This window comes from Sporosarcina ureae, assembly GCF_002109325.1.
Lineage (GTDB): Bacteria > Bacillota > Bacilli > Bacillales_A > Planococcaceae > Sporosarcina > Sporosarcina ureae_C.
This window is the reverse complement of record NZ_CP015348.1, coordinates 2,340,461-2,365,395: the sequence shown is the minus strand read 5'-3', so window position 1 is coordinate 2,365,395 and position 24,935 is coordinate 2,340,461. Positions and strand designations below refer to the sequence as shown.

The following is a 24,935-nucleotide window of genomic DNA, read 5'->3' as shown; positions in this document are numbered from 1 at the left end:
TGAAACCACTTCGGTGCTAGAAGACGTTTTTATTTGTCTATTATGGGGGAATCACTACACATCCCTACTAACCACGAACCTGATGATTAGGCTCTTCTCCTAGCGCAAACGCAAGCAACGCATCTACGTTCAGCTTCATCATCGCCTTACGCGTCTTGACCGTCGCACTGCCGATATGCGGCAACACCGTCAAATTAGGCAACGTCAGCAACGGATGATCGAGCGGAACAGGCTCCGTCTCAAAGACATCTAGCCCTGCCGCATGAATCTTCTTCGTACGTAGCGCATCAAACAACGCAGTCTCATCCACAATCCCGCCGCGCGCCACATTAATCAAAATCCCCGTCTCCTTCATCAGAGACAGCTCTTGTTCACCAATCATACCCTTCGTCTCTTCACTATACGGCACCAAAATTAACACGTAATCAGATGTCGCCAACAAATCCGGAAGCTCGGCATAGCGACAGCCATACATATCCTCGACTTCAGACTTACGGGTACGATTATGATAGAGCACGTCCATATCGAACCCTTTCGCGCGTCGCATCACTGCTTCACCGATCCGTCCCATACCGACGATACCGAGAGTGGCACCGTGAATATCCATACCTGTGAAACCGAGAGGCTCCCATGATGTCCATCGTCCTTCACGCAACGTGTTTTCTGCACCAATTAAATCGCGACCCGTCACCATGAGTAATGCGAAAGCCAAATCTGCAGTCGTTTCAGTCAGTACGTCCGGCGTATTCGTCACGAGAATATCGCGTGCCTGCGCCTCTTGTACGTCGATATGATTATATCCAACCGCCATATTGACGATCAGTTTTAATTTCGGTGCCGCGTCAAATACTTCTTTATCGATTTGATCGGAAATGACGACCCACAGCGCGTCTGCTTCTGCCACTTCTTTCAATAACACATCCCGCGGGACTGGTTCACTCGTTGACTCCCACATCCGCACGTCATACTGTTCACGAACAGGCGCAACTACGTCTTCCGGCATCTCGCGGCAAATATATACTACTGGTTTCATGGACAACGCTCCTTTAGCCACCGATATAGTTCATATTGATCTTCTTGCGGTTCTTCACGGTTTGTTCCGTACGTTCGTCAGAGTAGCGATCTTTACGACCTCTCCAGACGTTCGCGATCTCTTCAAACAATTCCTCATCTGTTTTACCCGAGCGAATTAATTCCCGTAGGTCAAAGCCGTCTGATGCGAACAGACACGTATACAACTTTCCTTCAGACGATAGACGAGAACGTGTACAAGTGGAGCAAAACGACTCTGAAACTGAAGTGATAAATCCTACTTGCGCATCCGTTCCTGTATAACGGTAGCGTTTAGCCACTTCGCCATAATAATCTTCTTCTGCAGGCTCCATATCGAATTCAGCAGCCAGCATATCGTAAATTTCTTTCTTCGTGACCACTTTTTCAAAGCTCCAGCCATTGTCATTTCCGACGTCCATGAACTCGATGTAGCGCAACGTAATATTGCGTTCTTTAAAATATTTAGCCATCGGGAGGATTTCACTTTCATTAACGCCTTTTTGTACAACCATATTTACTTTGATCGTGAAGCCGATGTCTTGCGCCTTTTGAATGTTTTTAAGAACGAGGTCAGGTGAAATGCCACGGCCATTAATCTGCCCGAACAGTTCTGGGTCAAGTGCATCCAAACTGATGTTTAGCCGGCGCAATCCCGCATCATAAAGCGGTTGCGCATATTGACCGAGCAGTACTGCGTTCGTTGTAAGTCCGATGTCTTCGATCCCTTCGATGTCGTGAAGCTTCTGTATCAACTCGGGTAAATTCCGGCGCATTAGCGGTTCACCGCCCGTCAATCGAAGCTTCTTCACACCTAGCTTCGCAAAAATCCGAGCCAAACGTTCCAATTCTTCAAATGACAATAATTCATTCTTCGCAAGGAATAAAAAATCATCCCCGAAGATTTCCTTTGGCATGCAATACGTACAACGGAAGTTACAACGGTCCGTCACGGAAATACGCAAATCACGGATCGGTCGTCCGAGTTGATCTACAATGGCATTCATCTTCTTCATCCCCTTTCCAGTTCACATGGCGTGTTGACATTTTTAAAAGCAATTTCTGGAGTATTCGTCAATAAGGCTCCTTCAATCCACTGACCTTCATGTTGCGACTGGACATGCATCACGCGACGGTTACCGTCTAGTAACGCTTGTCTGATCGACGGTTTAACATTCGCGTTCCAAATTGAAACGAGCGGATGCCGTTTCCCATCGACTGTGACTGCAGAAATATCCCCTACGTGTAATTCGAGCAACTTTCCCATCACACCGGCCACGATAAACGGCATGTCACATGGCAGCACGACGTATCGGTCTGCAGCGATCTTATCCATGGCGGATAAAATACCCGCTAGCGGTCCCATCCCTGCAAATGTTTCGAGATCCGTCGTCACGTGAACCGTATCCGGAAAACACCTCACAAATTCTGGTCGCGCTACCACTACGATTTCATCGCAAAACGGACGTAACGCATCCAGCGAATAATGATAGAACTCGTGGCCTTCATGCGTCGCGAATGCTTTCGGTGAACCGAAACGTCTAGACTTGCCGCCTGCCAGTAGAATTCCTACCGTTTTCATCCGCCACTCACTGGTGGAATGAACGCGCAGACATCTCCTGATTGAATGACATCTTCTTTCAATGCGTATTCTTCATTCACCGCGACATGGATAGTCTCTTTACCAAATCCCGGATACGTTTCTTCTGCCCAGTTAAGCAATTCTTCCACCGTCAAAGGTGCACGATCCAAAGACTCTTCCCCTTTACCTGTCAACTCACGTAATCTTGCAAAGTAATGAACTGTAATCATTGTGATTCGCTTCCTTTCTCCGGATATTTCTTCTGTGCACCGATCCATTCTTCACCGTCTTCCCAGATTTCCTTCTTCCAGATCGGCACGACTTCCTTGATGCGTTCAATCGCGTATTCATTCGCTTCATAGGCTTCCTTACGATGCGGAGACGAAACAGCTATAACTACAGCAATATCGGAAATCTTCAGCTCACCGATTCGATGCGCCATAGCGACTTGAACTCCCGGCCACTTCGCTTCCATCTCCGAACCGATTTCTGCCAGCTTCTTTTCCGCCATCGGTACATAGGCTTCGTACGCGAGGTATAATGTGCGAACGCCATGCGTCCATTCACGCACATGTCCTGTAAACACTGTCACGGCGCCCGCTGCAGGATGCAACACTAGATCGCTGTATTTCTGCACGTCAATCGGCGTGTCTATGATTTCATAACGTTTCATTCTCTCGCCTCCACCCATTGTTGCAACCAGTCGTCGAGTCGTGTGATATCTTCGAACAACTCGGCTGTTTTCACCGTCCGAATGATTCCAGGCAACGATTTCAACTCTTCCCGTTCCTCTTCATTACGGATGAGCACCACTTTCTCACCGGCCTCTTTTTTATAGCCTTCTATTAATAAAACATCTGGTTCACCTAACGCGACCAATGCCTTTAGCTGTTCAAATGAATGTTCTTTGTTCTGTATCAATTGTATCATATTGCCACCAGCGACAAGGGTTGAGACAGCTCCAGAATCAAGAAACTGCACCGTGTCCGTATGTGCTGGAGGTAGTTCCGGTGCGCCTCCATGACCATGATGTTTTAGTACGGCAACTTCGAAACCAGCCTGATTGAGCACGGTAATCCAATGGGAAACAAGCGTCGTCTTTCCGCTGTTCTTGTAGCCAACAACATGTAGCGTCTTCACAGCTCCCAACACTCCGCGCCTTGCTCCGTTCCTAGTAGCAATACATCCACTGACATGCCTTTTTCAAAGCCGCGAGTCCCACTTGGTAAAACGATGATGCAGTTACCACGTGCGATCGAAGACACGGCGCTAGATTTATTGAAACCAGCGGGCGTGGCAATGATTCCTTCATTCGTCATCGACCAGCTTGCACGAACGAAACGAGTGAATGGATTGGCTTTCTTGAAATCATCTCCGAGTTTTGCTTGAATGCGTGGCATATAAGGAGCCGTGCAACCCATCATCGAGTAAATAGCAGGACGTGCAAACAATTCAAACCCTGTGAAACATGCGGAAGGATTGCCAGACAGACCAAACAATAGTTTATCGTCAAGCACTGCTACTGTCGTCACGCTTCCCGGTCGCATTGCCACCTTATTGAACAACACTTCCGCCCCGAGACTCTCATATATTTTTGGCAAGTAGTCATAATCACCAACTGACACGCCCCCCGTCGTAATGAGGAGGTCCGTTTCTTCCAGTGCTTTCTTGACGATTTCGGTACATGCAGCCAAATCATCTTCCATCATGCCATATGATTTATAATCAATCCCCATCCGCGTCAACTGCGCATTGATCATCGGTCCGTTCGAATTGCGGATCTTGCCAAGTTCCAGTTCATCCGTAACACGCAGCAATTCCGTACCCGTCGAAAGCACTCCGGCAATTGGACGTTTCGCGACGCATACTTCGGCATAGCCAAACGTCGCAAGCAACGCAATCGTTCCTGGATGAATGATCGTTCCTGCTTCGATCAGCGTCTCACCTTGTTTCATATCTTCACCTTGACGTGAAATGTTCTCGCCCGCTTCAAACGGCTTACGCAACGTAAAACCCGTCTCATTCTCTACCGTTTGCTCGAGCATCACGACTGCGTCCGCTTGTTCCGGAATGAGCGCACCTGTCATGATACGAAACGACTCACCCCGCTCAAGTGGACGATCCGCCACATGTCCCGCACCAATTTCTCCAATAACGTCAAAAGCTTTGCGGTCAGTACCTGAAGCTCCTGCAGAATCTTCCGCACGAATCGCAAAACCATCATACGGCGAGCGATCAAAAGGTGGTACGTCGTGTTTTGCTATGATGGGCTCGGCCAACACACGTCCATATGTATCTTCTAACGGCAAGGTCTCTGTCCCCAACTTATGTACATTATTCATCACTCGTTCTACAGCTTCCGCCACTTGAATAGGTTTTCGAATTTCTACCACGTACATCTCCTACTTTCTTTTGGTATACTAAACAGTACAATGAAACGAAATGAAAGGATGATCAACATGTCCGAACTTACTCACTTCAACGAACAAGGTCGCGCCAAAATGGTCGACGTGTCCGACAAAGAAACTACATTACGTACGGCAATCGCTACATCATCAATTATGGTTAACGCATCGATTTACGAGCAAATCACCCATGGTACGAATAAAAAAGGAGACGTCTTCGCAGTTGCGCAAGTCGCCGCCATCATGGCCGCAAAAAACACGTCCAACATCATCCCCATGTGCCATCCCCTTCCCTTAACGGGTGTGGATGTGCGATTCGATTGGGATATCGATAAAGAATCTTCCCACTATAATGTGCTTATTCAAGCCGAAGTCAAAACAAAAGGCGTCACTGGCGTCGAAATGGAAGCTTTGACTGCCGCTTCCGCCGCTGCATTGACCATTTATGATATGTGTAAAGCCATTGGCAAGGATATGGTCATCGGACCGACGATGCTGCACCATAAATCTGGTGGGAAAAATGGCGATTACCAACGCACGGAGTAAGTTCCGTGCGTTTTTTTGATTGAATTGGATTGGATTGGGCGTGTTGGAGAGTGTTTGGGCTCAATGATGTTGCTTGAGTGCTCTATTTGGTTGCGTGGCCGCTCTATGACGCGCGGTGAGTGCTCTATCAAGCCGCGTGGCCGCTCTATGACGCGCGATGAGTGCTCTATCAAGCCACGTATCCGCTCTATCCCGCACGCTGAGTGCTCTATCAAGCCACGTATCCGCTCTATGCCGCGCGGTGAGTGCTCTATCAAGCCGCGTTTCCGCTCTATGTCGCGCGATGAGTGCTCTATCAAGTCGCGTGGCCGCTCTATCCCGCACGATGAGTGCTCTATCAAGCCGCGTGGCCGCTCTATCCCGCGCAGTGAGTGCTCTATCAAGCCGCGTATCCGCTCTATGTCGCGCGATGAGTGCTCTATCAAGCCACGTATCCGCTCTATCCCGCGCGGTGAGTGCTCTATCAGGCTGCGTGGCCGCTCTATCCCGCACGCTGAGTGCTCTATCAAGCCGCGTGGCCGCTCTATGTCGCGCGGTGAGTGCTCTATCAGGCTGCGTATCCGCTCTATGTCGCGCGATGAGTGCTCTATCAAGCCACGTATCCGCTCTATCCCGCGCGGTGAGTGCTCTATCAAGCCGCGTATTCGCTCTATGCCGTGCGGTGAGTGCTCTATCAGACCGCGTTTCCGCTCTATCCCGCACGCTGAGTGCTCTATCAAGCCGCGTTTCCGCTCTATGCCGTGCGATGAGTGCTCTATCAAGCCGCGTTTCCGCTCTATCCCGCACGCTGAGTGCTCTATCAAGCCACGTATCCGCTCTATCCAACACGCCAAACGATCTATCAAGCCTCCAAATGCTTCCCCAGTTCATGCACGATATGCGGCAACTCCGGAATAATCAACTTATCCATTGCAAGCGTCACTGCCTTTGAAGAGCCCGGCAATAAAAAAACCGCCTGCAAGCCGATTCCGCCAGCCGTCGCACGACTGAGTAACGCTTTCGATCCTACGTCTTCGGTATAACTCAAAAATCGGAACAACTCGCCGAACCCGTCCAATGGCTTCGTGAAATAAGGCGACACGATCTCTATCGTAATATCCCGTGCGCCAATGCCCGTTCCGCCCGTGAAGATCATGGCTTGAATTGATGAATCGGACGACCAAACGGATAACCGCTCTACGATACGCTCCGCTTCATCCGGGCAAATTTCATACGCTTTTACAGTATGGCCAGCTTCCACTAACTTGTCGCAAATCACTTTACCGCTCTTGTCATCCGCTTTTGTCCGCGTATCACTGATCGTCAATACTGCGACTGCAATCGATTGATTACGCGCTTTTTGCGGCAAATGAGCCTCTTCCATTTCCCATTCCCCTAGCCGAATAATGAATGATAGATTTTTCGTCCTTCTCGCATATCTTTCAAACCGTGAATCAACAGTCTGCCATTGCCGAATAAAATACAGCGGTATCCTTCCGCCTGAAACTCCACGAAGAATGGTGTCTCTCGGAATGTGGACCCTAACTGCTTCGCGACTTTCACACCGTCTGCCACCGTCAGCTGACGTCCCGCGTCCGGTATGATTTGTACCGTATCGCGTCCGCATAGCACAGCATACTGTGTACCGGCCGCTTGATGCAGTGCCGGATACGTTGGATGATCGCCGCATGTCTCGCATTGCGGGTTCTTCATCCGACTAATTCCCGCTTCAACTGATGTATTATTCCACACATCAAAATGCAGAAGTTTCGTGCGCATAGCCGACTCATTCCCCGTCAGCCATTTCATCGCTTCCGCACTTTGATGTGCAGCCGAAATCTGTACAGCGGGCGCAATTACCCCTACTGTATCACACGTTTCATTGACCGCTGGCATGACCGGCAGTAAACAACGGAAACACGGTGTCTTGCTTGGAATAAAAGGAAAGACGCTGCCTGAACTGCTGACGACTGCGCCGTAGACCCAAGGGATATTCAGTTTCCATGCGACGTCATTGATCAACAAACGCGTCTCGAAATTATCGGTTGCATCGAGTAAAATATCTGCGCCTACTGCAATTTCTTCGAGCAACGGTCCATCGATATGATCGAGCACAGTCGTAATATCCACATCTTCACGAATAGCATGCAAACGTCGCTTTGCCGCGACCACTTTTGGCACACTGTTTTTCGCATCGGCTTCAACAAATAATTGCTGTCTCTGCAAATTCGACGCTTCGACATAATCACGATCTGCAAGTGTGACTTTTCCAATTCCTGCACGTACAAGCGTCTCCGAAATGGAAGAGCCAAGTGCGCCGCAGCCTATGATGACTGCATGTGCGTCAGCTAATTGTCTCTGTCCCGACAAGCCAATTGGTTGAAATAACGTTTGTCTCGAATATCGATTCTCCACTGGATCTACTTCCTTTCATTAAAACAAGAAGCAAGGCAACCGGTTATGACCGATTGCCTACGCTTGCTTCTGGACTAATATCGCTGAACGAACCAACGTAGCGAACGACGTCGCCTGTTCCATCTTTTACAGAACTGATAGATAGGAACTCTAAGTACTCTTCACCGTTCTTTTTCTTATTCCAAATCTCGCCTTGCCATTCACCCTGTTGATCAATTGTGCGCCACATGTCGTCGTAGTATTCCCGATCGTGTCTGCCCGAGCTTAAGATATTCGGACTTTGACCTAGCACTTCCTCTTCACTATACCCTGTTAGTTTCGTAAATGCCGGATTGACCGAAACAATGAGCCCCTTGGAATTGGTCACGAGAATGCCTTGTCCTGTTGAATCAAATACTTCTTTAGACAAGCTTGTGCGATCCATGTAGTAAAGCCAGAAAGCTAATACGAGACTGGCTAACGACACTTGTGAAAATGCCATGAAGCCAATTGAATACGAACCTGTCATCGAGAAAATCGTTGCGAGTAGTAATGGAGGGAAAAATCCACCAAGACCACCCATCATTGATACAATCCCGTTCACAGTACCTGCTTGCTTACTGAAATACATCGGTACTAGTTTAAAGATGACACCATTCCCGAGACCTGCAGCCGCCGCAATCATAATACTACCGACTGTGTACAGTCCAATACCTGGTGAAAATGCTAGTACGATGGATGAGATCGTCAAACCAGCGAAACACCCCATCAATAAGAATAACGGTTGGAATTTATCACCTAACCAACCACCGACAGGGCGTAACAACGTCGCAACGACGATGAAACCGGCTGTTCGAAGTCCCGCGTCTACCTTATCTAACTCGAAGTAATTAACGAGGAAACTTGGCAAGAACACCGTAAATGCAACGAATGAACCGAATGTGATGAAATAGAACAACGAGAAGAACCATAATTTCTCGTTCTTATAGACACCTTTAATCTGTTCGACAATCGGTGCTTTCACTCGTACTTCCTTACGGTCACCGAAGAAGAAATTCAACGCGATGAACACAAGTAATAAAATCAAATACATTTTGACGGTCATGGACCAGCCGAACTTCATCGCGAGGACCGGTGCTGAAAACGTCGTGATCGCTGTCCCGATGTTTCCCATCCCGTAAATACCATTGACGAGTCCGTGCTTTTCCTTAGGATAGTACTTCGGTAGCGACGTAACACCAACGGAGAAAATCGCTCCGCCTATCCCAAGTAACGTTCCGCCGATCAAAAGCCCTGTCACTGTTGATGTTTCACTTATGTAGTAGACAGGAAATAGTAAGACGATGAAACTGATGAAAAACATCATACGCGCGCCATAGACGTTGGCGTAGTAGCCGAGCGGAATCCGCAATATGGAACCGAGTACTACAGGGATTGCTGTGATGATGGCCACACGCTCTGGTGGAATATTAATATCTTCGCTGATAAATGGTAGCAAGGAAGATATGAGAACCCACACCATGAAGCCGACAACTAGATTTGCCGTTTGCAAGGGCAACTGAATCTTTTGTGTCATAGGAATCCATCCAATCTAAAGTTAGTTGCAAAACTACCCACTTACTCTTTTATAAGATTTCACTTTTATTATTCCGGTAGAATCGATGTATATAATTGATCGAATAATTCATCTTGCTCTTTTGCAAGTAACACCGATAATACCATCGGGAAAATGACGTTTTCTTCTTTTACAAAATGAATCATGATGACTTCAAACGCTTCGCCTGCATCTTTTACGACATCTTGCATCATAGCGAGTGTAAATTTCGATAGATCGCCTCTTGTATGATGAAGAAAATGTCCGATAAACGCATCGATTTCGTCATGTTCTTCTTGCACCGCTTGAACCGGACCTTGATCACTGCCTACATATTTCGCAAGCATCGGAAATAGGAATTCCTCTTCCTTTTCCGTATGATTCTTCAGCGGATCAATGAATTCAACGACTAACACACGCAATCGTTTAAGCACTTCTAGACCTTCGTCACGCGTGAATCTATCATTCTCGAAGTCCAGTACAATCGCATGCCACTCCTCCATCAAAGTCGTTAGGAAGCGATGTTCATTTTCAAGCACGCGGAGTGCAGGTAGCGTATGCGTAAGTCCTGTATTGACCATCATCCTTCACCTCAATCGTTAGAAACTTAAAAACTTCTTGCGTAACGCATATTCGACGAGTTCAGGACGACTCTTCAATTGCAACTTGTCCATCATTTTCGCTTTATGCGCTTCTACAGTCTTGACGGAAATATAAAGCATTTCTGCAATTTCCTTATTGCCGTACCCTTTTGCGACAAGTGGCAAGATCTCGATTTCGCGTTTAGATAAAATCTTAAACGGATCATCTTCATCTGCCTCTTTCGGCCCTTTTGTCACAAACTCTCGCACGAGCGAAGTAGCCATCGATGGATGGACGTACGTGCCGCCATCATACACTTCACGAATGGCATGTAGTAATTCTTCATCAGGAGCATTTTTTAAAATATAGCCCGATGCACCATTTTTCAATACATGAAACATATATTCCTCATCATCATACATCGTCAAAATAACAATTTTCGTTTCAGGGAAGTCTTCATGAATTTTGCCTGTCGCAATTAATCCACTTTGTCCAGGAGGCATGCTTAGATCCAGTAAAATAATATCCGGTCTATGTTTAGCAACCAGTTCATACGCTTCCAATCCATCTGCAGCTGTTGCTACGACTTCCATATCCTCCTGGAAATTCAATATGTGCATGAAACCTGTGCGGACGACTGCATGATCATCAGCTATTATGATTTTCACTCGTTGCTCTCTCCTTCTTCAATGGAATAGTTGCCTGAACTGTCGTGCCGTCTTGTTGACTGGAAATGATAGTCAAACTGCCGCCGACTAGTTCTACCCGTTCTCTCATGCCATATAAGCCGAGGCCCGTGCCTTGCGGTGTAAAGTCATTGACATCGAAGCCCACGCCTTCATCGCAGACTTTTATTTGCAGCTGATTATCAACTTCATCCAAATACAAGAAGACATCTTCTACTTGCGCATACTTCATGGCGTTAAGAATCGCTTCTTGGCCAATACGGTAAGCAACAGTTTCAATCGCACCGTCATAGCGACTTTTCTTCAAATTCGATTCCAAATGAATATATAATCCGTAATTCTTCTCTAAATTCTTCATATGCGTCCGAAAAGCTGCTTCCAATCCGAAGTCATCGAGTACAGCTGGTCGCAGTTCAACGGATAGATGACGAATCTCATCGAGTAAACGCATTAATGAGCCTTCTGTATGCCGCAACTTATCGAGGGCTTTGTCGTTCATGCCCATGTATTTCAGTACACGTAAGTCGACAAGCGTACTGAGCATTTCTTGCGCCACACTGTCGTGTAACTCGCGTGAAATTCGTTTGCGTTCATTTTCCTGCGCTAAAATCACTTGTTGCATGCGTAATTTTTGATGGAGAACTTCTGAGGTTTGCGTTTGACGTGTCAAATTACGCAGCATTAGCACAGAAATCTCTTGCTCCCTATCAAGTATTTGATACGTCGCACTATACGGTTGTAACCCTACATCTTTCGTCTCTAAGTATAGTTGGAATGAAGATAATGTCTGCTGTGGTTTCTCCATAAAGCACGAGACACATGTCATTTGCTCGTCTTCACTTGTAAACCCTCGACATGTAAGACACATCGCATCTGCTTCGCCCCGTTGCATTTTGCTATAGATCGCTGGCTCCATAATGCTTTTCGCCGCTTCGTTCATTGACAATATCTCACCGCGTGCGCCGAAAAAGAACATAGCTTCCGTCGTGCAGTCGTATAGTTTGTGAAGCATAGTGGTTAACTCGTCATTGTTCAATATAGTCATCTTTCAATCGCTCCTTCATGTGAAACGGTCCGAATTGAGGTCCTACTACGCGCCTAAATTCCTCAAACTTTTCAGCCGTCAACCGATTCACTTCACGGTAGCTGATCAGTAGCACACCTTGCACATGATCCTCTTGAAACAAAGGAATCGCGCCAAAACTCTTCAGCTTTTCAAATACGATTATGGGATAGTTATATAAATCCTGATACTTTACGGACGTCTCCACATTTTCGATTCTCAGAGGCTTACCTGTTTTGAAAACGCTCCCTGCTATACCTTTACCTGAATGAAGAACAATTCTACGATAGCGTAAACTTATATTCCCCGTGACATATCGCCACTTTAATTCGTGGTGGTTCTTCTGTAAATCCACTAACGCTAGAGCAATGAAATCGGCATGAAGCGTTTCTTTCAATTCGTCGATCGCTAGTTGGAAATTACTATTTGGTTGTCCCGTCATAGATATGATCTCCTATTATTCATCATTCGCTTAACGAGGTGACTGTTTGGTCGGCTGATGTTTTCTATATAGAATATAACTTCTGCCCACATAATTCAACGGCACACTCCAAACGTGCACAAGGCGCGTGAATGGCCACATCGCGAAAATGAGGAATCCTGTCAAAACGTGAAGCTTAAACATAATGGGAACAGACGCCATGAACGCGGCTTCCGGTTGGAAAATCAGTAAGGACCTGAACCAGACTGAAATCGTATCACGGTAATCAAATCCCGGCGTCATCGTGTTCGTGATCAAGGAGCTGTAGACACCGAGGAATACGATGAACAGCAACAACGAGTTGACGATTAAGTCCGATCTAGAAGATAGCTTGCGTACGTTTTTTATCGTGAAACGACGGGATGTTAAAATAATCATTCCAACGAACGTCACGACTCCAAAGAATCCGCCACCCCATACAGCACCAATATGGTACATATGGTCACTGATTCCCATTGCGCGTGTCCATTCTTTAGGAATCCCAAGTCCCGCCACATGCCCTAAAATGACGGGGAAGATTCCGATATGAAACAGCAAACTACCGATCATCAATTGCTTCTTCTCGATGAACTCACTCGACTTCGCGGTCCAGCCGAATTGATCGTTCTTATAGCGGAAAATATGTCCTACAATAAATACTGCGATACAGATGTAAGGAAAAATGACCCACAAAAATTGACTAGTCATTAGCGGAAACCTCCCGTTGAATACATGATTTACATGTTTCACGCAGTGCACGGATCAAATGAAGCCACGGACTTTCATACTTCTCAAGTGCTTTCATCAAGAAATACGAACCGTCCTCGATGACCGCAAGCAACATCGTGAAGCTCTGTTGCGCTCGCGGATCTCCCTTCCATTCAGCTGCATAAATAAATTCACACATTAACGGAAGCAAGTCAGATAGTTCTTCATCCGGCATTTCGAGCCCGAACATTTCGTATAACACTTTTAACTGCGCCAGTGTCTGACCGCGCTCTTTCGAGTCTGCAAATTTCACATAAGTCATAAACAACGTAGCGTCTTTTTGGAAATCGAATGTGTACGTGTACATCTCTTGTATTTCATCCAAACTGTACGTTTGCATTGTCTCCCAGTAGAGCTGCAGGTCCTCGTAACCTGCAGCATCTTCTGTGACATACTCATTCCACATATCTGGATGGAATGTCAGCTTTTCCGGGTAGTTCAGTTGATGGGAGAAAAAGCCGAAGATATGCTTCTTTTCATATAAGAGATCAAGATTAATCACGCCAGATCCCCCCATAGAAATTCTCTTCATAGATTTGCTTGCCTGTTTTCACTGGAGCTGCTCCTGGTGTTACAGGACCGCAACCGTCACAACCTCCGTCCGAGCCCATTACGGAGAATGAGGAATATGGGTTTTGGGCAGGTGCTTGTTCGCCATACGTACCCATGCCGTCATATCCTGCAGAACCTTGGGAACGGTACACGTTCATCTGACTCTCTTTATGTGAAGTCGGAATTACAAAACGATCTTCATATTTTGCAATGGCCAGCAAACGATACATTTGCTTCGTCTGTTTGGCAGTCAATCCAACGCGTTCTAGTTTGGATTCGTCGAAGTCTTTGCCGGAAGAAACTGCACGCATGTATGAACGCATCATCGCCATACGTTGCAAACCTCCTTTGACAATATCTACATCTCCAGCCGTTAGCATATTCGCCAAATACTGAAGCGGAATTCGCATTTCTTCGATAGCGGGGAAAATCATGTCGGGATTTTTGATAGAGTCTTTCCCTTCAAAGTAGTTCATGATCGGGCTAAGCGGTGGAACATACCATACCATCGGCAACGTCCGGTATTCTGGGTGCAATGGGAATGCTAACTTGTACTCGATCGCTAACTTATAAACAGGTGAGTTCTGTGCTGCGTCAATCCAATCCTCAGAAATGCCATCGTTGATTGCTTGCTCGATGATTTCAGGATCATGTGGATCTAAGAACAAATCACACTGCGCTTGGTATAAATCTTTTGGATCCGGTGTAGATGCCGCTTCCTGTACGCGGTCTGCGTCGTAAAGCAAAACACCTAAATAACGGATTCGGCCTGTACATGTTTCCGAACAGACTGTTGGTAAACCAGATTCCACTCGTGGGAAACAGAATGTACATTTCTCTGCTTTATTCGTTTTCCAGTTGAAGTAGACTTTCTTGTACGGACAACCGGTCATACAGTAACGCCAGCCACGACACGCATCCTGATCGACAAGAACGATTCCGTCCTCGTCACGCTTGTACATGGCACCTGAAGGACAAGATGCTACACAACTTGGATTCAAACAGTGTTCGCATAGTCGTGGCAAGTACATCATGAACGCTTGTTCAAAGTTAAATTTGATTTCTTCTTCAATTTTCTCGATATTCGGGTCAGTTGGTCCCGTGATATGAGCGCCTGCTAACTGATCTTCCCAGTTCGGGCCCCACTCCGGATCCATGTATTCACCCGTGATGACAGACTTTGCACGTGCAACCGGCGTATGTTCTTGATCCGGTGCAGATGTTAACTTTTCATAGTCGTATGTCCAAGGCTCATAGTAATCTTTCATTTCAGGCATATCCGGGTTGTAGAAGATCTTCCCTAATGCGATTTTCGAAAGCTTTGAACCCGATTTCAGTTCAAGCTTTCCTTTTCGCAACTGCCAGCCACCCTTATAGAGTTCCTGGTCTTCCCAACGTTTCGGGTAGCCGATCCCCGGTTTTGTTTCAACGTTATTGAACCACATATACTCGGCACCTTCGCGGTTCGTCCATGTCGTTTTACACGTCACACTACACGTATGACACCCAATACACTTGTCTAAGTTCATCACCATTGCAACCTGTGCTTTAATTTTCAAGCCAGTTGACCTCCTTCATCTTACGGACTGCGACGTAGACATCACGTTGATTACCGATCGGTCCGTAGTAGTTGAATCCATAACTGAGCTGTGCGTAGCCGCCTACCATTTGAGTCGGCTTCATGTGAATTCGCGTCGGTGCATTATGGCTTCCTCCGCGTTGCTCGGTAATTTCCGAGCCAGGCATCTGAATATGCTTATCCTGTGCATGGTACATGAACATCGTACCTTTAGGCATTCTGTGACTGACGACGGCACGTGCATTGACGACGCCGTTTCGGTTGTACACTTCAAGCCAAGCATTGTCGTCGATTCCATGCTCTTCTGCGTCGAGATTTGATAACCAGACAGTCGGACCTCCGCGGAACAATGTCAGCATGTGCTGATTGTCTTGGTACGTCGAGTGGATATTCCACTTACCGTGCGGTGTTAAGTAACGAAGGACGAGTGCATCTTGTCCGCCTTTAATTTCTGCATCCCGATCCGCAAAGACGAATGGCGGAAGTGTTGGTTTATAGACTGGCAATGCTTCACCAAATCCAAGGAATAATTCGTGATCGACGTAGAAATGCTGTCTGCCCGTCAATGTACGGAATGGTACAAGTCGTTCGATATTCGTTGTAAATGGCGAGTAGCGTCGACCGAGTTTATTGGAACCACTAAAGACTGGTGTCGGAATGACTTCACGCGGTTGCGCGGTAATACTTGCGAATGTGAATCGCTCCGCTGCGCGGTCTGCCGAGATGTCTTTTAGCTCCATGCCCGTATCGTGCTCTGCCGCTTCAAACGCTTTTTGCGATACACGGCCGTTCGTTGCGGAAGACAGTGTCAACATCGCTTCTGCTGCGTGTTTCGCTGTGTACAATTTCGGCAAACCGTCTTTTACGGTATCGTCGTCATATACACCGTTGATTCCTTTCATCATTTCGTACTCATCAGCTACCGAGAAGCTGACGCCGTGTGCGCCGGTTTTCCCTGTGGATAATAGCGGTCCGAGTGTAATGTATTTATCATAGATTTTTGTGAAGTCGCGTTCGACAATCGTCATGCCTGGCATCGTTTTACCAGGGATCGCTTCAATTTCACCTTTACTCCAGTCATGCACTTCGCCCATCGGCTGCGCAATTTCCTGAACAGAGTCATGTGCTAACGGTGATGTGACCAAGTCTTTGTAGACGCCCGGCAAATGCGTTTCCGCAAGTGTTGAGAATGTTTTCGCGATCTCGCGGTAAATATCCCAATCCGATTTTGATTCCCATAATGGATTGACTGCTGGATTGAACGGGTGGACGAATGGGTGCATGTCTGTTGAAGACAGATCCACTTTCTCGTACCATGTAGCAGCTGGTAACACGATGTCTGCATAAAGCGGTGTCGCCGTCATACGGAAATCGAGTGCTACGAGTAAATCAAGCTTTCCTTCCACGTCATCGCGCCAAACCATTTCTTTCGGTTTCATATCTTCGTTCGGCGTTGCAAGCAAGCCGTCTGAAGCACCGAGTAAGTGTCGCATGAAGTATTCCTGCCCTTTTGCCGAACTGGAGATCAAGTTCGAACGCCAGACAAATAATGAACGTGGGAAGTTTTCTGGTGCACCTGGATCTTCTGCCGCAAATTGTAGTTCGCCTGATTTCAACTGATCGACAACATGCGAAACGATTTCTTTTGTATCGGTCTTCCCAAGCTTCGCCGCTTCTTCCACAAGCATTAAACTATTTTTATTGAACTGTGGATACGATGGCAACCAGCCGAGACGCGCTGCAAGTACGTTATAGTCTGCCGGATGCTGGTAACGCGCTTCTCCACCGAGCGGTGACATGAGTGTATCCGTACCCGCTTCTTCGTACTTCCATTGATCGGTCGCAAAGTAGAAGAATGAAGTCGCATTTTGCAGACGCGGCGGACCTTGCCAGTCTTTCGCAAAGGCAATCGTGCTCCAGCCTTCAATCGGACGACATTTCTCTTGTCCTACGTAATGCGCCCAGCCTCCGCCGTTGACTCCTTGTGAAGCCGTCAATGTTACAAGATTAAGAATCGCGCGGTAGATCGTATCACTGTTGAACCAGTGATTGATTCCCGCTCCCATGATGATCATGGAACGACCGCCTGTGTCGATGGCGTTTTGTGCGAATTCCATTGCGATTTGCGTAACGAGTTCAGGTTTAACGTTCGTGATCGCTTCTTGCCAAGCCGGCGTATAGATAGACGTCACGTCGTCATACCCTGTCGCTTCTAGCTCACTGTCGATTCGATTGACACCGTACTGACTCAGCATGACATCGTATGTTGTCGCAACTAAACGCTCTGTGCCGTCTGCGAATTGAACTTTCATCGCAGGGATTGGGCGCTTGAATGTGCCGTTTCCTCGGTTATCAAAGTAAGGGAAATGAATTTCTTGCCATTTCTCTGCATGCTTTTCAATGGATAATGCAGGTTCAACACGGGTGCCATCCGCATTTTCCAGTTGCAGATTCCACTTGACATCTTCTTCCCAGCGCTGCCCCATCGTGCCGTTCGGAACTATAATTTCATCTTTCGCTTCATCAAATAACACGGGTTTCCACTCAGCATGTGGCGACTGCTGTCCAAGATCACTTGCACGTAAGAAACGGCCTGCTTTATATGAATCTTCATGCGGATCTAATAGAATTAAAAACGGCATGTCCGTGTACTGTTTGGCATAGTTTATAAATGTCGGTTCTTTACGTTTTTGATAGAATTCATCCAAAATGACATGTGTCATCGCTTGAGCAACCGCTGCATCTGTTCCCGGGTTCGCTGCGATCCAGTCGTCTGCGTGCGTTACGCTTTCCGCATAATCCGGCGCGACGGAAACGACTTTCGTTCCTTTATAGCGAACTTCTGTCATGAAGTGCGCATCCGGTGTACGGGTAAGCGGAACGTTCGAGCCCCACATAATGATGTAGCCCGCGTTAAACCAGTCACTTGATTCTGGAACGTCCGTCTGCTCCCCCCATATTTGTGGAGAGGACGGTGGAAGATCTGCGTACCAGTCATAGAAACTGAGCATTTCGCCACCGAGCAATGAAATGAAGCGTGCGCCCGATGCATAACTAACCATCGACATAGCAGGAATCGGTGTGAATCCAGCTACGCGATCGGGACCGTATTTTTGTACCGTATAGATGAGTTGAGCTGCGATCAGCATCGTCGCATCACGCCAATGAATTCGAACGTGACCGCCTTTGCCGCGCGCTTTCTTGTATTCATTGGACTTCGCCGGATCTTCGACGATTGACGTCCATGCTTTCACCGGGTCTTTCGTTTCTTCAAGTGCTTCGTTCCACATACGCCACAGTTTCCCTCTTATATAAGGATACTTCACGCGCAGTGGACTGTATTCATACCAAGAAAACGATGCGCCACGTGGACAACCACGAGGTTCAAATTCAGGCATATCTGGACCACAAGAAGGATAATCGATTTGCTGATTTTCCCATGTGATAATGCCGTTTTTGACGAAAACTTTCCAGCTACATGAGCCTGTACAGTTTACGCCGTGTGTCGTGCGCACTACTTTGTCATGCGACCAGCGTTGACGGTACATGTTTTCCCAATCACGATTTTTCTCTTCTAGCACTGACCAACTTCCGGAATAACTCTCGACGGGTTTAAAATAATTCAATCCGAATCTCTTTTTCATCGAACATTTCCACTCCTTCTCAGAATGTAGAGTACATGTAGTAAACCTACTAATCTTCTTACCCTAAAATAAACTAATTAATCTGAATTTAAACTAAGGGTATTCCCTATTCTTTTTGTGTAATATGTGAGCTTTTACCTAATTCTCATAAAACTCCTTTATATTATATAAGTATACGTGTTTTTTAGTAGGTTTCTATCGGGGAATTCCCTATTCTCTCCATAACAATGTTCTTTTTGGATTTCCACGTAAGGGAAAACTCTCAGCTACCGTCTATTCCACGCGCTGTATGGTTTTTGTAATTTTTCATCAATTAAAGTGGTTTTATTGAATAAGTGGATAAATCAGTATAGTTCTCATAATATTGTGTTGATTTTATTTATATAAATGATAGAATTATATACAAATTGAAAGGTAAGGTGGATGATACCGTGGCAAACGAATTAAACAAGGTACTTCGTTGCGAAGCACTGAAAGACAAAATTGTTACAGCAGAAGAAGCAGCATCTTGGATCGAGGACGGAATGTCTCTAGGTCTGAGTGGATTTACTTTGTCCGGAGACGCAAAAGCGGTTCCATTGGCATTGGCAGAAAGAGGCAAGACTGAAGACTTCAAAGTAAACGTTTTCACTGGCGCTTCCATGGGCCCAAACGTTGATGAATTGATGGCAAACGCAGACATTATCAATTTGCGTGTTCCATATCAAGGCAACCCAGCAATGCGTGGTAAAATCAACTCAGGTGATTCTTTCTACATCGATCAGCACCTTTCTCATACATCTGAATGGATTCGCCAAGGCGTAATTGGACCTGTAGACTACGCGATCATCGAAGCAGCTGCTATCACAGAAGAAGGATATATCATCCCGACTGGTTCTGTTGGTAACTCTCCGATTTTCGTTCAAGAAGCGAAGCATGTCATCATCGAATTAAACGTGAATGCACCTATGGAGTTTGAAGGCTTGCATGACATTTATATTCCTGATGCTCAAAACCAACGTAAAGAAATCCCTGTATACAGTGCAACAGATAAAATCGGTACACCAGGAATCAAAGTAGATCCTGCAAAGGTTGTCGGAATCGTTCTTACGGAGAAAGGTGATATTCCATCCCCTATCGTTCCTCCAGACGAAGAGACACAAGAGATTGCCAACAACTTGTTGAACTTCTTCCGTGACGAGATCAAATTAGGCCGCATGGATGAAACGCTAATGCCTCTTCAATCAGGTGTTGGTTCAGTTGCAAACGCAGTACTTGACGGTATGAGAACTTCTGAGTTTAAAGATATCGAAGTATATTCCGAAGTACTTCAAGACGCAATCTTCGACTTGATCGATGACGGCGTAGTGAAATTCGCTTCTGCTACTTCATTGACTCTATCTAAAAAACGTTTGGACAGCTTCCAAGACGACATCGGTAAATACCGTGACAAGTTGGTATTCCGTCCACAGGAAATCTCCAACCACCCGGAAGTAATCCGTCGTTTGGGTATTATTTCATTCAACACAGCGCTTGAGCTAGACATCTACGGAAACGTTAACTCCACACACGTTAGCGGTACGCGCATGATGAATGGTATCGGTGGATCTGGTGACTTCGCTCGTAACGCGCGCATCGCGATTTTCGTTACGAAGTCTTACGCAAAAGGCGGAGACGTGTCATCCATCGTACCTTTCTCTTCTCACGTAGACCACACGGAGCATGATGTAGACGTAATTGTTACGGAACAAGGTTACGCGGATCTTCGCGGCTTGGCTCCAAGACAAAAAGCGGAGTTGTTGATCGAGAACTGTGCTCACCCTGATTTCAAGGAAGAGCTACGTGATTATTACAACAGAGCATGTGAACAAGTTGGCGGACAAACTCCACACATCTTGGAAGAAGCTCTATCTTGGCACGTAAATCTTGCAAAAAACAAGACTATGCACAAGACTGCAGAAGCTCAGAAGTAATTTTATAGATTTGAAGAGACCGAGCGGGGTTAGACCCGCTCGGTTTTTTTATGTGGGGTGGCTGGGGTGGCTGGGTCGGCTAGGGTCGCTTAGAGCGGATAGCATGCCCGATAGAGCGGTCGCGGGGCGGCTTAGAGCGGATAACACGGCTGATAGAGCGGTCACGCACTGGCATAGAGCGCTTAAGTTGCCTGATAGAGCACTCAGCCATGTTCATTGAGCATTCCAGAAATGACTTCCATTCAAAAAAAACAGCACAAGTTGATCAACGGTGCCCACCCCAACCCTCGACACAAAAAGAGGAACCCATCTCGGGTCCCTCTCCTCCTCATCTATTACAAATCATCAAAACCATTCAAATCACTAGTCTTCACGTATTGACGGCTTGTCTGCTCGAAGAAATCCGTCTTTGTGTCGTCGAAGTTATCAACGTACGCGCGGATCCACTTCATTGGATTGTCCGTGAACTCTGGGTAAATTTCGCTCAAGCCGAGCATGCGCAACATTTTGTTTGCGCGATACTTGATGTAACCTTCCATCTCTTCCAGCTCCAGGCCATCGATGCCTCCTAATACGTAGCGGCTCCAGATGACTTCTTGCTCGACGGAGTGGCGGAATTGGTCATAGATCCATTCCGTGAATTCGTCTGTGTTGTACTCTGGATTTTCAGCCAATGCTGCTCGGAAGATATCGCTGATCGCTTTACCATGTTGCAGTTCATCACGGTTGATGTACGAAATCATCGTCGATGTGCCGACCATTTTCTGGTGGCGCGCCAAGTTATAGAAGAACGCGAAACCACTGTAGAAGAATAGACCTTCTAATAAAGTCGTGTAGACCATCGCTTTTAGAACCGTTTCGATTGTCGGGTTCTCTGCAAATTCATTGTAGACGTCTACAATTCGTTCATTTCGCTTCATTAATACTTCATCTGTACGTCCCATTTCGAAAGCTTCCATTTGCTTGTCCAAGTTCGTGACAGATGAAAGTACGTACGCGTAGCTGTGATTATGTTCACTTTCCTGGTCTGCAATTGTCGCTAGAATCGACTTGACGGAAGGATCCGTTGTGAAGTCTGCGATTTTCATTGCAATGACGGTTTGTGGACCATCAAGTGTAGCGAGTAGGCCGATAATTTTCAGGAATGCGGATTGCTCTTCTTTTGTCAGGCTTGAGAACTGCTTGACGTCTTGTGTCATGTCCACTTCATTCGCTGTCCAGAAAAGAGCCCGGATTCGCTGACGTAGTGTATAGAAATGAGGGTGCGCGATGTCGTTCCAGTTCAGGATGCCGCTTGCTTCCCCTCCGAAAATAGCTGTTGCCTTATTCGGGTTTGCAGGATTCAGTACTTTTACTCGTGTAAGTGTCGCCAATGTTCGAGCACTCCTTTCGTCCAATTCGTAACGATTTGTTCTTGCATGCCGCGTGGGCTTTGTTCGATCTTCAATGGTTCAAATGGGGAATGATAAAATTTCGCTAGCTTGTCTGCTGCTTTGCAAAATAGATCATCACCGCCAAACTGGGTATCCCCTGTGCCAAAGACGTAGACGAGCTCGGGTTTATAGCCGACGTCCGCTACGAAATCTTTGACTTCATCCGGCGTTGCCCCTTTTTCCCATGTGAATGAACCGATGCACAACGCGTCGTATTCTTTAACATTTGGGATGAGGCCGATGCCGATGCGATAGGTATCGACTTCGACACCTTCATTTTGTAGTCGCTCCGTAATCAATTCCGCTACTTCCTGTGTGTTGCCGCTCCAGGATGCATAGGCGATTAAGAATGACACCACTCGCACTCCTCAATCTCTGCCGCGGTTGAACGCATATAGTACGTTGTTTTCATGCCGGATTTCCATGCCTGCAAGTGCAGATCCAAAATAACAGAAGCGCGGATGGAGTTCGGTACATAGATGTTGAATGAAATCGACTGATCGATGTGCTGCTGACGTGCGGCATTTTGCTTGATAGACCAGCGCTGATCGACGATGTAAGCAGAACGACGGTAAATGTCATACGTATTGTGATCTAGATCCGGTGCAATAACCGGTAATTTATAGTCTTTCTTCTCTTCATGGTAGAACGGCTTGAATACTGGATCGATGGAAGCTGTTGAGCCTGCGATAACCGACGTCGAGCTGTTCGGTGCAACTGCCATCAAGTAGCCGTTACGCATACCGTTCATCGCCACGTCCATGCGCAGTTCACGCCATTTATTGGAATCGTATTCGCGGTGCTCGAAATATTCGCCCGTTTGCCAATCCGAACCATCAAACAATGGATACGCGCCTTTTTCTTTTGATAATTCCATTGAAGCTTTAATTGTCAAATAAGCAATATTCTCATATAACTCGTCTGCGAAATTCACGGCTTCATCTGATTCCCACTGAATGTTTTTCAATGCGAGTAAATGGTGCCAGCCGAATGTGCCGAGTCCAATTCCACGGTAGCGTGCATTTGTGCGTTGTGCTTGTACAACTGGAATTTGGTTTTGATCGATAACGTTGTCGAGCATACGTACTTGAATTTTGATCAAGCGGTCTAAAACGTCTGCTGTCACTGCTTTTCCAAGGTTGATCGATGATAGATTACATACAACGAAATCGCCTGGCTTCGTGCGTGTGACGACCATATCGTCTTCGAGTGTAACCGATTCATGTGTAGATGCTGACATATTTTGTAGTATTTCTGTACACAAATTACTAGAATAAATAATTCCTTCATGCTTATTAGCGTTCATACGGTTTACTTCGTCGCGGTAAAACATGAATGGTGTTCCTGTCTCCAGCTGGCTACGTAGGATACGTTTCATGATTTCAATCGCTGAAACCGTCTCTCTCGATAGATCTTCATTGCGGACACATTCTTCATACTTCTCGCGGAATGTTCCTTGTCCTTTTGTTTCATCATAAAAATCTTCCAATGAATAGCCCATTTTCGTGCGAACTTCATGTGGATCGAATAAATGCCAGTCTTCACGGGACTCGACTTTCTCCATGAACAAGTCCGGCAAGCAGACGCCTGTGAAAATATCATGTGCGCGTAAACGGTCATCCCCGTTATTGAGCTTGAGGTCGAGGAACGTGAAGATATCTTGATGCCATACGTCGAGATAAACGGCTACGGCACCTTGACGTTGACCGAGCTGATCGACACTGACTGCTGTGTTGTTCAGCTGTTTGATCCAAGGAAGAACACCGCTTGACGCACCTTCGAAACCACGAATTGATGCACCGCGTGAACGAACTTTCCCCATATAGACGCCGATCCCGCCACCGAATTTCGACAAGTTTGCGATATCGGTGTTGCTGTTGTAGATTCCTTGCAGTGAATCATCTACTGTATCGATAAAGCAGCTTGATAGCTGACCGTGCATCTTACCTGCGTTCGACAATGTAGGCGTCGCTACCGTCATGTACAAGTTGCTCATCGCCCAATACGCTTCGCCGACTTTATGAATACGGTCTACTGTTTCGTCTTGCATTAACGTCATCGCGATGATTAACCAGCGCTCTTGCGGAAGCTCTACGGACTGCTTCTTAAAGTTTACTGTTACATAGCGGTCTACCAATGTTTTCAAACCGATATATGTGAATAATAGGTCACGAGAAGGATCAAGTAGCTTACCGATTTCCTGTAGCTCGTCCTGGCTGTACTTTTCAGTCAAAACGGGTGTATATAAACCTTGTTCCACCAAGCGTTCTACATTTTTCGCAAAATCGGTATAAACATCCGCTCCACGCAATGCTTTTTGCTTTGCATAGACGTCGAATAAATAAATACGCGCCGCTACAAACGTCCAATACGCATTCGCTTCATCAATACGGCTTAAAGACTCTAGCACCATCGCGTTTGTCCACTCAGTTGCTGAGCTTGCGGGGTGACGCTCTTGGAATTTCTCACTCGCTTCGATCAACGGTTCAATTTGTTTCTTGCCGAATTCCTGTTGTAAGTTTTCCATCAATAAATTAAGTCCCACAGATTCTTGAATAATAGCCATTATATCCGCTCCCTTTAGTTAATTAATTCGGTTATGTACTAAATAAAAAAACTCCCGATATAATCGGGAGTCGTCGATTGACGTGTAGTAGATAGCGGAA

Annotated in this window: 23 protein-coding genes; 2 read left to right on the top strand and 21 right to left on the bottom strand. The window is 46.5% G+C overall.

The features are described 5' to 3' along the window. Positions 1 to 67: 67 nt before the first annotated feature. The 7 genes from SporoP32a_RS11750 to glp are packed head-to-tail and all read right to left on the bottom strand — an operon-like array spanning position 68 to position 5,025. Positions 68 to 1,033: a 2-hydroxyacid dehydrogenase gene (locus SporoP32a_RS11750; protein ID WP_085428054.1), complete on the bottom strand. Its 966-nt coding sequence runs from the start codon at positions 1,031 to 1,033 to the stop codon at positions 68 to 70. Between the two features lie 13 nt (positions 1,034 to 1,046). Next, positions 1,047 to 2,066 (bottom strand): GTP 3',8-cyclase MoaA, encoded by a 1,020-nt coding sequence (gene moaA / locus SporoP32a_RS11745; protein WP_198166157.1) that lies wholly within the window; start codon positions 2,064 to 2,066, stop codon positions 1,047 to 1,049. Further along, positions 2,063 to 2,632, bottom strand: a complete 570-nt coding sequence (gene mobA / locus SporoP32a_RS11740; RefSeq protein WP_085428052.1) for a molybdenum cofactor guanylyltransferase — start codon at positions 2,630 to 2,632, stop codon at positions 2,063 to 2,065. Before mobA ends, moaA begins: the two co-directional genes overlap by 4 nt. Next, entirely contained in the window at positions 2,629 to 2,862 is a 234-nt protein-coding gene (gene moaD / locus SporoP32a_RS11735; protein ID WP_085428051.1) for a molybdopterin converting factor subunit 1, read from the bottom strand. Before moaD ends, mobA begins: the two co-directional genes overlap by 4 nt. Beyond that, entirely contained in the window at positions 2,859 to 3,305 is a 447-nt protein-coding gene (locus SporoP32a_RS11730) for a molybdenum cofactor biosynthesis protein MoaE (RefSeq protein ID WP_085428050.1), read from the bottom strand. The genes moaD and SporoP32a_RS11730 overlap by 4 nt, the downstream gene beginning before the upstream one ends. After that, positions 3,302 to 3,772 (bottom strand): molybdopterin-guanine dinucleotide biosynthesis protein B, encoded by a 471-nt coding sequence (gene mobB / locus SporoP32a_RS11725; RefSeq protein WP_158232741.1) that lies wholly within the window; start codon positions 3,770 to 3,772, stop codon positions 3,302 to 3,304. The genes SporoP32a_RS11730 and mobB overlap by 4 nt, the downstream gene beginning before the upstream one ends. Continuing rightward, entirely contained in the window at positions 3,769 to 5,025 is a 1,257-nt protein-coding gene (glp, locus tag SporoP32a_RS11720; protein ID WP_085428048.1) for a molybdopterin molybdotransferase MoeA, read from the bottom strand. The genes mobB and glp overlap by 4 nt, the downstream gene beginning before the upstream one ends. A gap of 66 nt (positions 5,026 to 5,091) precedes the next feature. Here glp and moaC point away from each other — a divergent pair, with 66 nt between their 5' ends. Continuing rightward, complete coding sequence (gene moaC, locus SporoP32a_RS11715; RefSeq protein WP_085428047.1) at positions 5,092 to 5,583, top strand: cyclic pyranopterin monophosphate synthase MoaC; 492 nt, start codon at positions 5,092 to 5,094, stop codon at positions 5,581 to 5,583. An 841-nt stretch (positions 5,584 to 6,424) separates the two neighbouring features. Here moaC and SporoP32a_RS11705 read toward each other — a convergent pair. The 11 genes from SporoP32a_RS11705 to SporoP32a_RS11655 form a co-directional block, all read right to left on the bottom strand. Next, on the bottom strand, positions 6,425 to 6,946 hold the full coding sequence (locus tag SporoP32a_RS11705; protein ID WP_085428045.1) for a MogA/MoaB family molybdenum cofactor biosynthesis protein: 522 nt from the start codon (positions 6,944 to 6,946) through the stop codon (positions 6,425 to 6,427). Positions 6,947 to 6,957: 11 nt separating this feature from the next. Continuing rightward, on the bottom strand, positions 6,958 to 7,977 hold the full coding sequence (locus tag SporoP32a_RS11700) for a ThiF family adenylyltransferase (RefSeq protein ID WP_085428044.1): 1,020 nt from the start codon (positions 7,975 to 7,977) through the stop codon (positions 6,958 to 6,960). A gap of 43 nt (positions 7,978 to 8,020) precedes the next feature. Then, a complete protein-coding gene (locus SporoP32a_RS11695) occupies positions 8,021 to 9,532 on the bottom strand; it encodes an MFS transporter (RefSeq protein WP_085428043.1) in 1,512 nt (503 codons plus the stop codon). A gap of 68 nt (positions 9,533 to 9,600) precedes the next feature. Next, entirely contained in the window at positions 9,601 to 10,134 is a 534-nt protein-coding gene (locus SporoP32a_RS11690) for a hemerythrin domain-containing protein (protein WP_085428042.1), read from the bottom strand. A gap of 15 nt (positions 10,135 to 10,149) precedes the next feature. Next, positions 10,150 to 10,800 (bottom strand): response regulator, encoded by a 651-nt coding sequence (locus SporoP32a_RS11685; RefSeq protein ID WP_085428041.1) that lies wholly within the window; start codon positions 10,798 to 10,800, stop codon positions 10,150 to 10,152. After that, positions 10,781 to 11,863 (bottom strand): sensor histidine kinase, encoded by a 1,083-nt coding sequence (locus SporoP32a_RS11680; protein WP_085428040.1) that lies wholly within the window; start codon positions 11,861 to 11,863, stop codon positions 10,781 to 10,783. The genes SporoP32a_RS11685 and SporoP32a_RS11680 overlap by 20 nt, the downstream gene beginning before the upstream one ends. Then, positions 11,844 to 12,323 carry a GAF domain-containing protein gene (locus tag SporoP32a_RS11675; protein WP_085428039.1) on the bottom strand — a complete coding sequence of 160 codons (480 nt, stop codon included), beginning with the start codon at positions 12,321 to 12,323 and terminating at the stop codon, positions 11,844 to 11,846. Before SporoP32a_RS11675 ends, SporoP32a_RS11680 begins: the two co-directional genes overlap by 20 nt. 30 nt (positions 12,324 to 12,353) lie before the next feature. After that, on the bottom strand, positions 12,354 to 13,049 hold the full coding sequence (narI, locus tag SporoP32a_RS11670; RefSeq protein ID WP_085428038.1) for a respiratory nitrate reductase subunit gamma: 696 nt from the start codon (positions 13,047 to 13,049) through the stop codon (positions 12,354 to 12,356). Next, on the bottom strand, positions 13,042 to 13,611 hold the full coding sequence (narJ, locus tag SporoP32a_RS11665; RefSeq protein ID WP_085428037.1) for a nitrate reductase molybdenum cofactor assembly chaperone: 570 nt from the start codon (positions 13,609 to 13,611) through the stop codon (positions 13,042 to 13,044). The genes narI and narJ overlap by 8 nt, the downstream gene beginning before the upstream one ends. Then, the gene (gene narH / locus SporoP32a_RS11660; protein ID WP_085428036.1) at positions 13,604 to 15,220 is read right to left on the bottom strand and encodes a nitrate reductase subunit beta; all 1,617 of its coding nucleotides are present in this window, start codon (positions 15,218 to 15,220) and stop codon (positions 13,604 to 13,606) included. The genes narJ and narH overlap by 8 nt, the downstream gene beginning before the upstream one ends. Beyond that, entirely contained in the window at positions 15,210 to 18,884 is a 3,675-nt protein-coding gene (locus tag SporoP32a_RS11655) for a nitrate reductase subunit alpha (protein WP_085428035.1), read from the bottom strand. The genes narH and SporoP32a_RS11655 overlap by 11 nt, the downstream gene beginning before the upstream one ends. Positions 18,885 to 19,315: 431 nt before the next feature. Here SporoP32a_RS11655 and SporoP32a_RS11650 point away from each other — a divergent pair, with 431 nt between their 5' ends. Then, positions 19,316 to 20,836: a succinyl-CoA:acetate CoA-transferase ScpC gene (locus tag SporoP32a_RS11650; protein WP_085428034.1), complete on the top strand. Its 1,521-nt coding sequence runs from the start codon at positions 19,316 to 19,318 to the stop codon at positions 20,834 to 20,836. A gap of 335 nt (positions 20,837 to 21,171) precedes the next feature. Here SporoP32a_RS11650 and SporoP32a_RS11645 read toward each other — a convergent pair whose 3' ends face one another. From SporoP32a_RS11645 to SporoP32a_RS11635, 3 genes are read right to left on the bottom strand one after another with little or no spacing between them, the layout of a single operon-like run. After that, the gene (locus SporoP32a_RS11645; RefSeq protein WP_085428033.1) at positions 21,172 to 22,209 is read right to left on the bottom strand and encodes a ribonucleotide-diphosphate reductase subunit beta; all 1,038 of its coding nucleotides are present in this window, start codon (positions 22,207 to 22,209) and stop codon (positions 21,172 to 21,174) included. After that, complete coding sequence (locus tag SporoP32a_RS11640; RefSeq protein WP_085428032.1) at positions 22,188 to 22,625, bottom strand: flavodoxin; 438 nt, start codon at positions 22,623 to 22,625, stop codon at positions 22,188 to 22,190. Before SporoP32a_RS11640 ends, SporoP32a_RS11645 begins: the two co-directional genes overlap by 22 nt. Then, complete coding sequence (locus SporoP32a_RS11635) at positions 22,613 to 24,796, bottom strand: ribonucleoside-diphosphate reductase subunit alpha (protein WP_420542317.1); 2,184 nt, start codon at positions 24,794 to 24,796, stop codon at positions 22,613 to 22,615. Before SporoP32a_RS11635 ends, SporoP32a_RS11640 begins: the two co-directional genes overlap by 13 nt. Positions 24,797 to 24,935 lie beyond the last annotated feature (139 nt).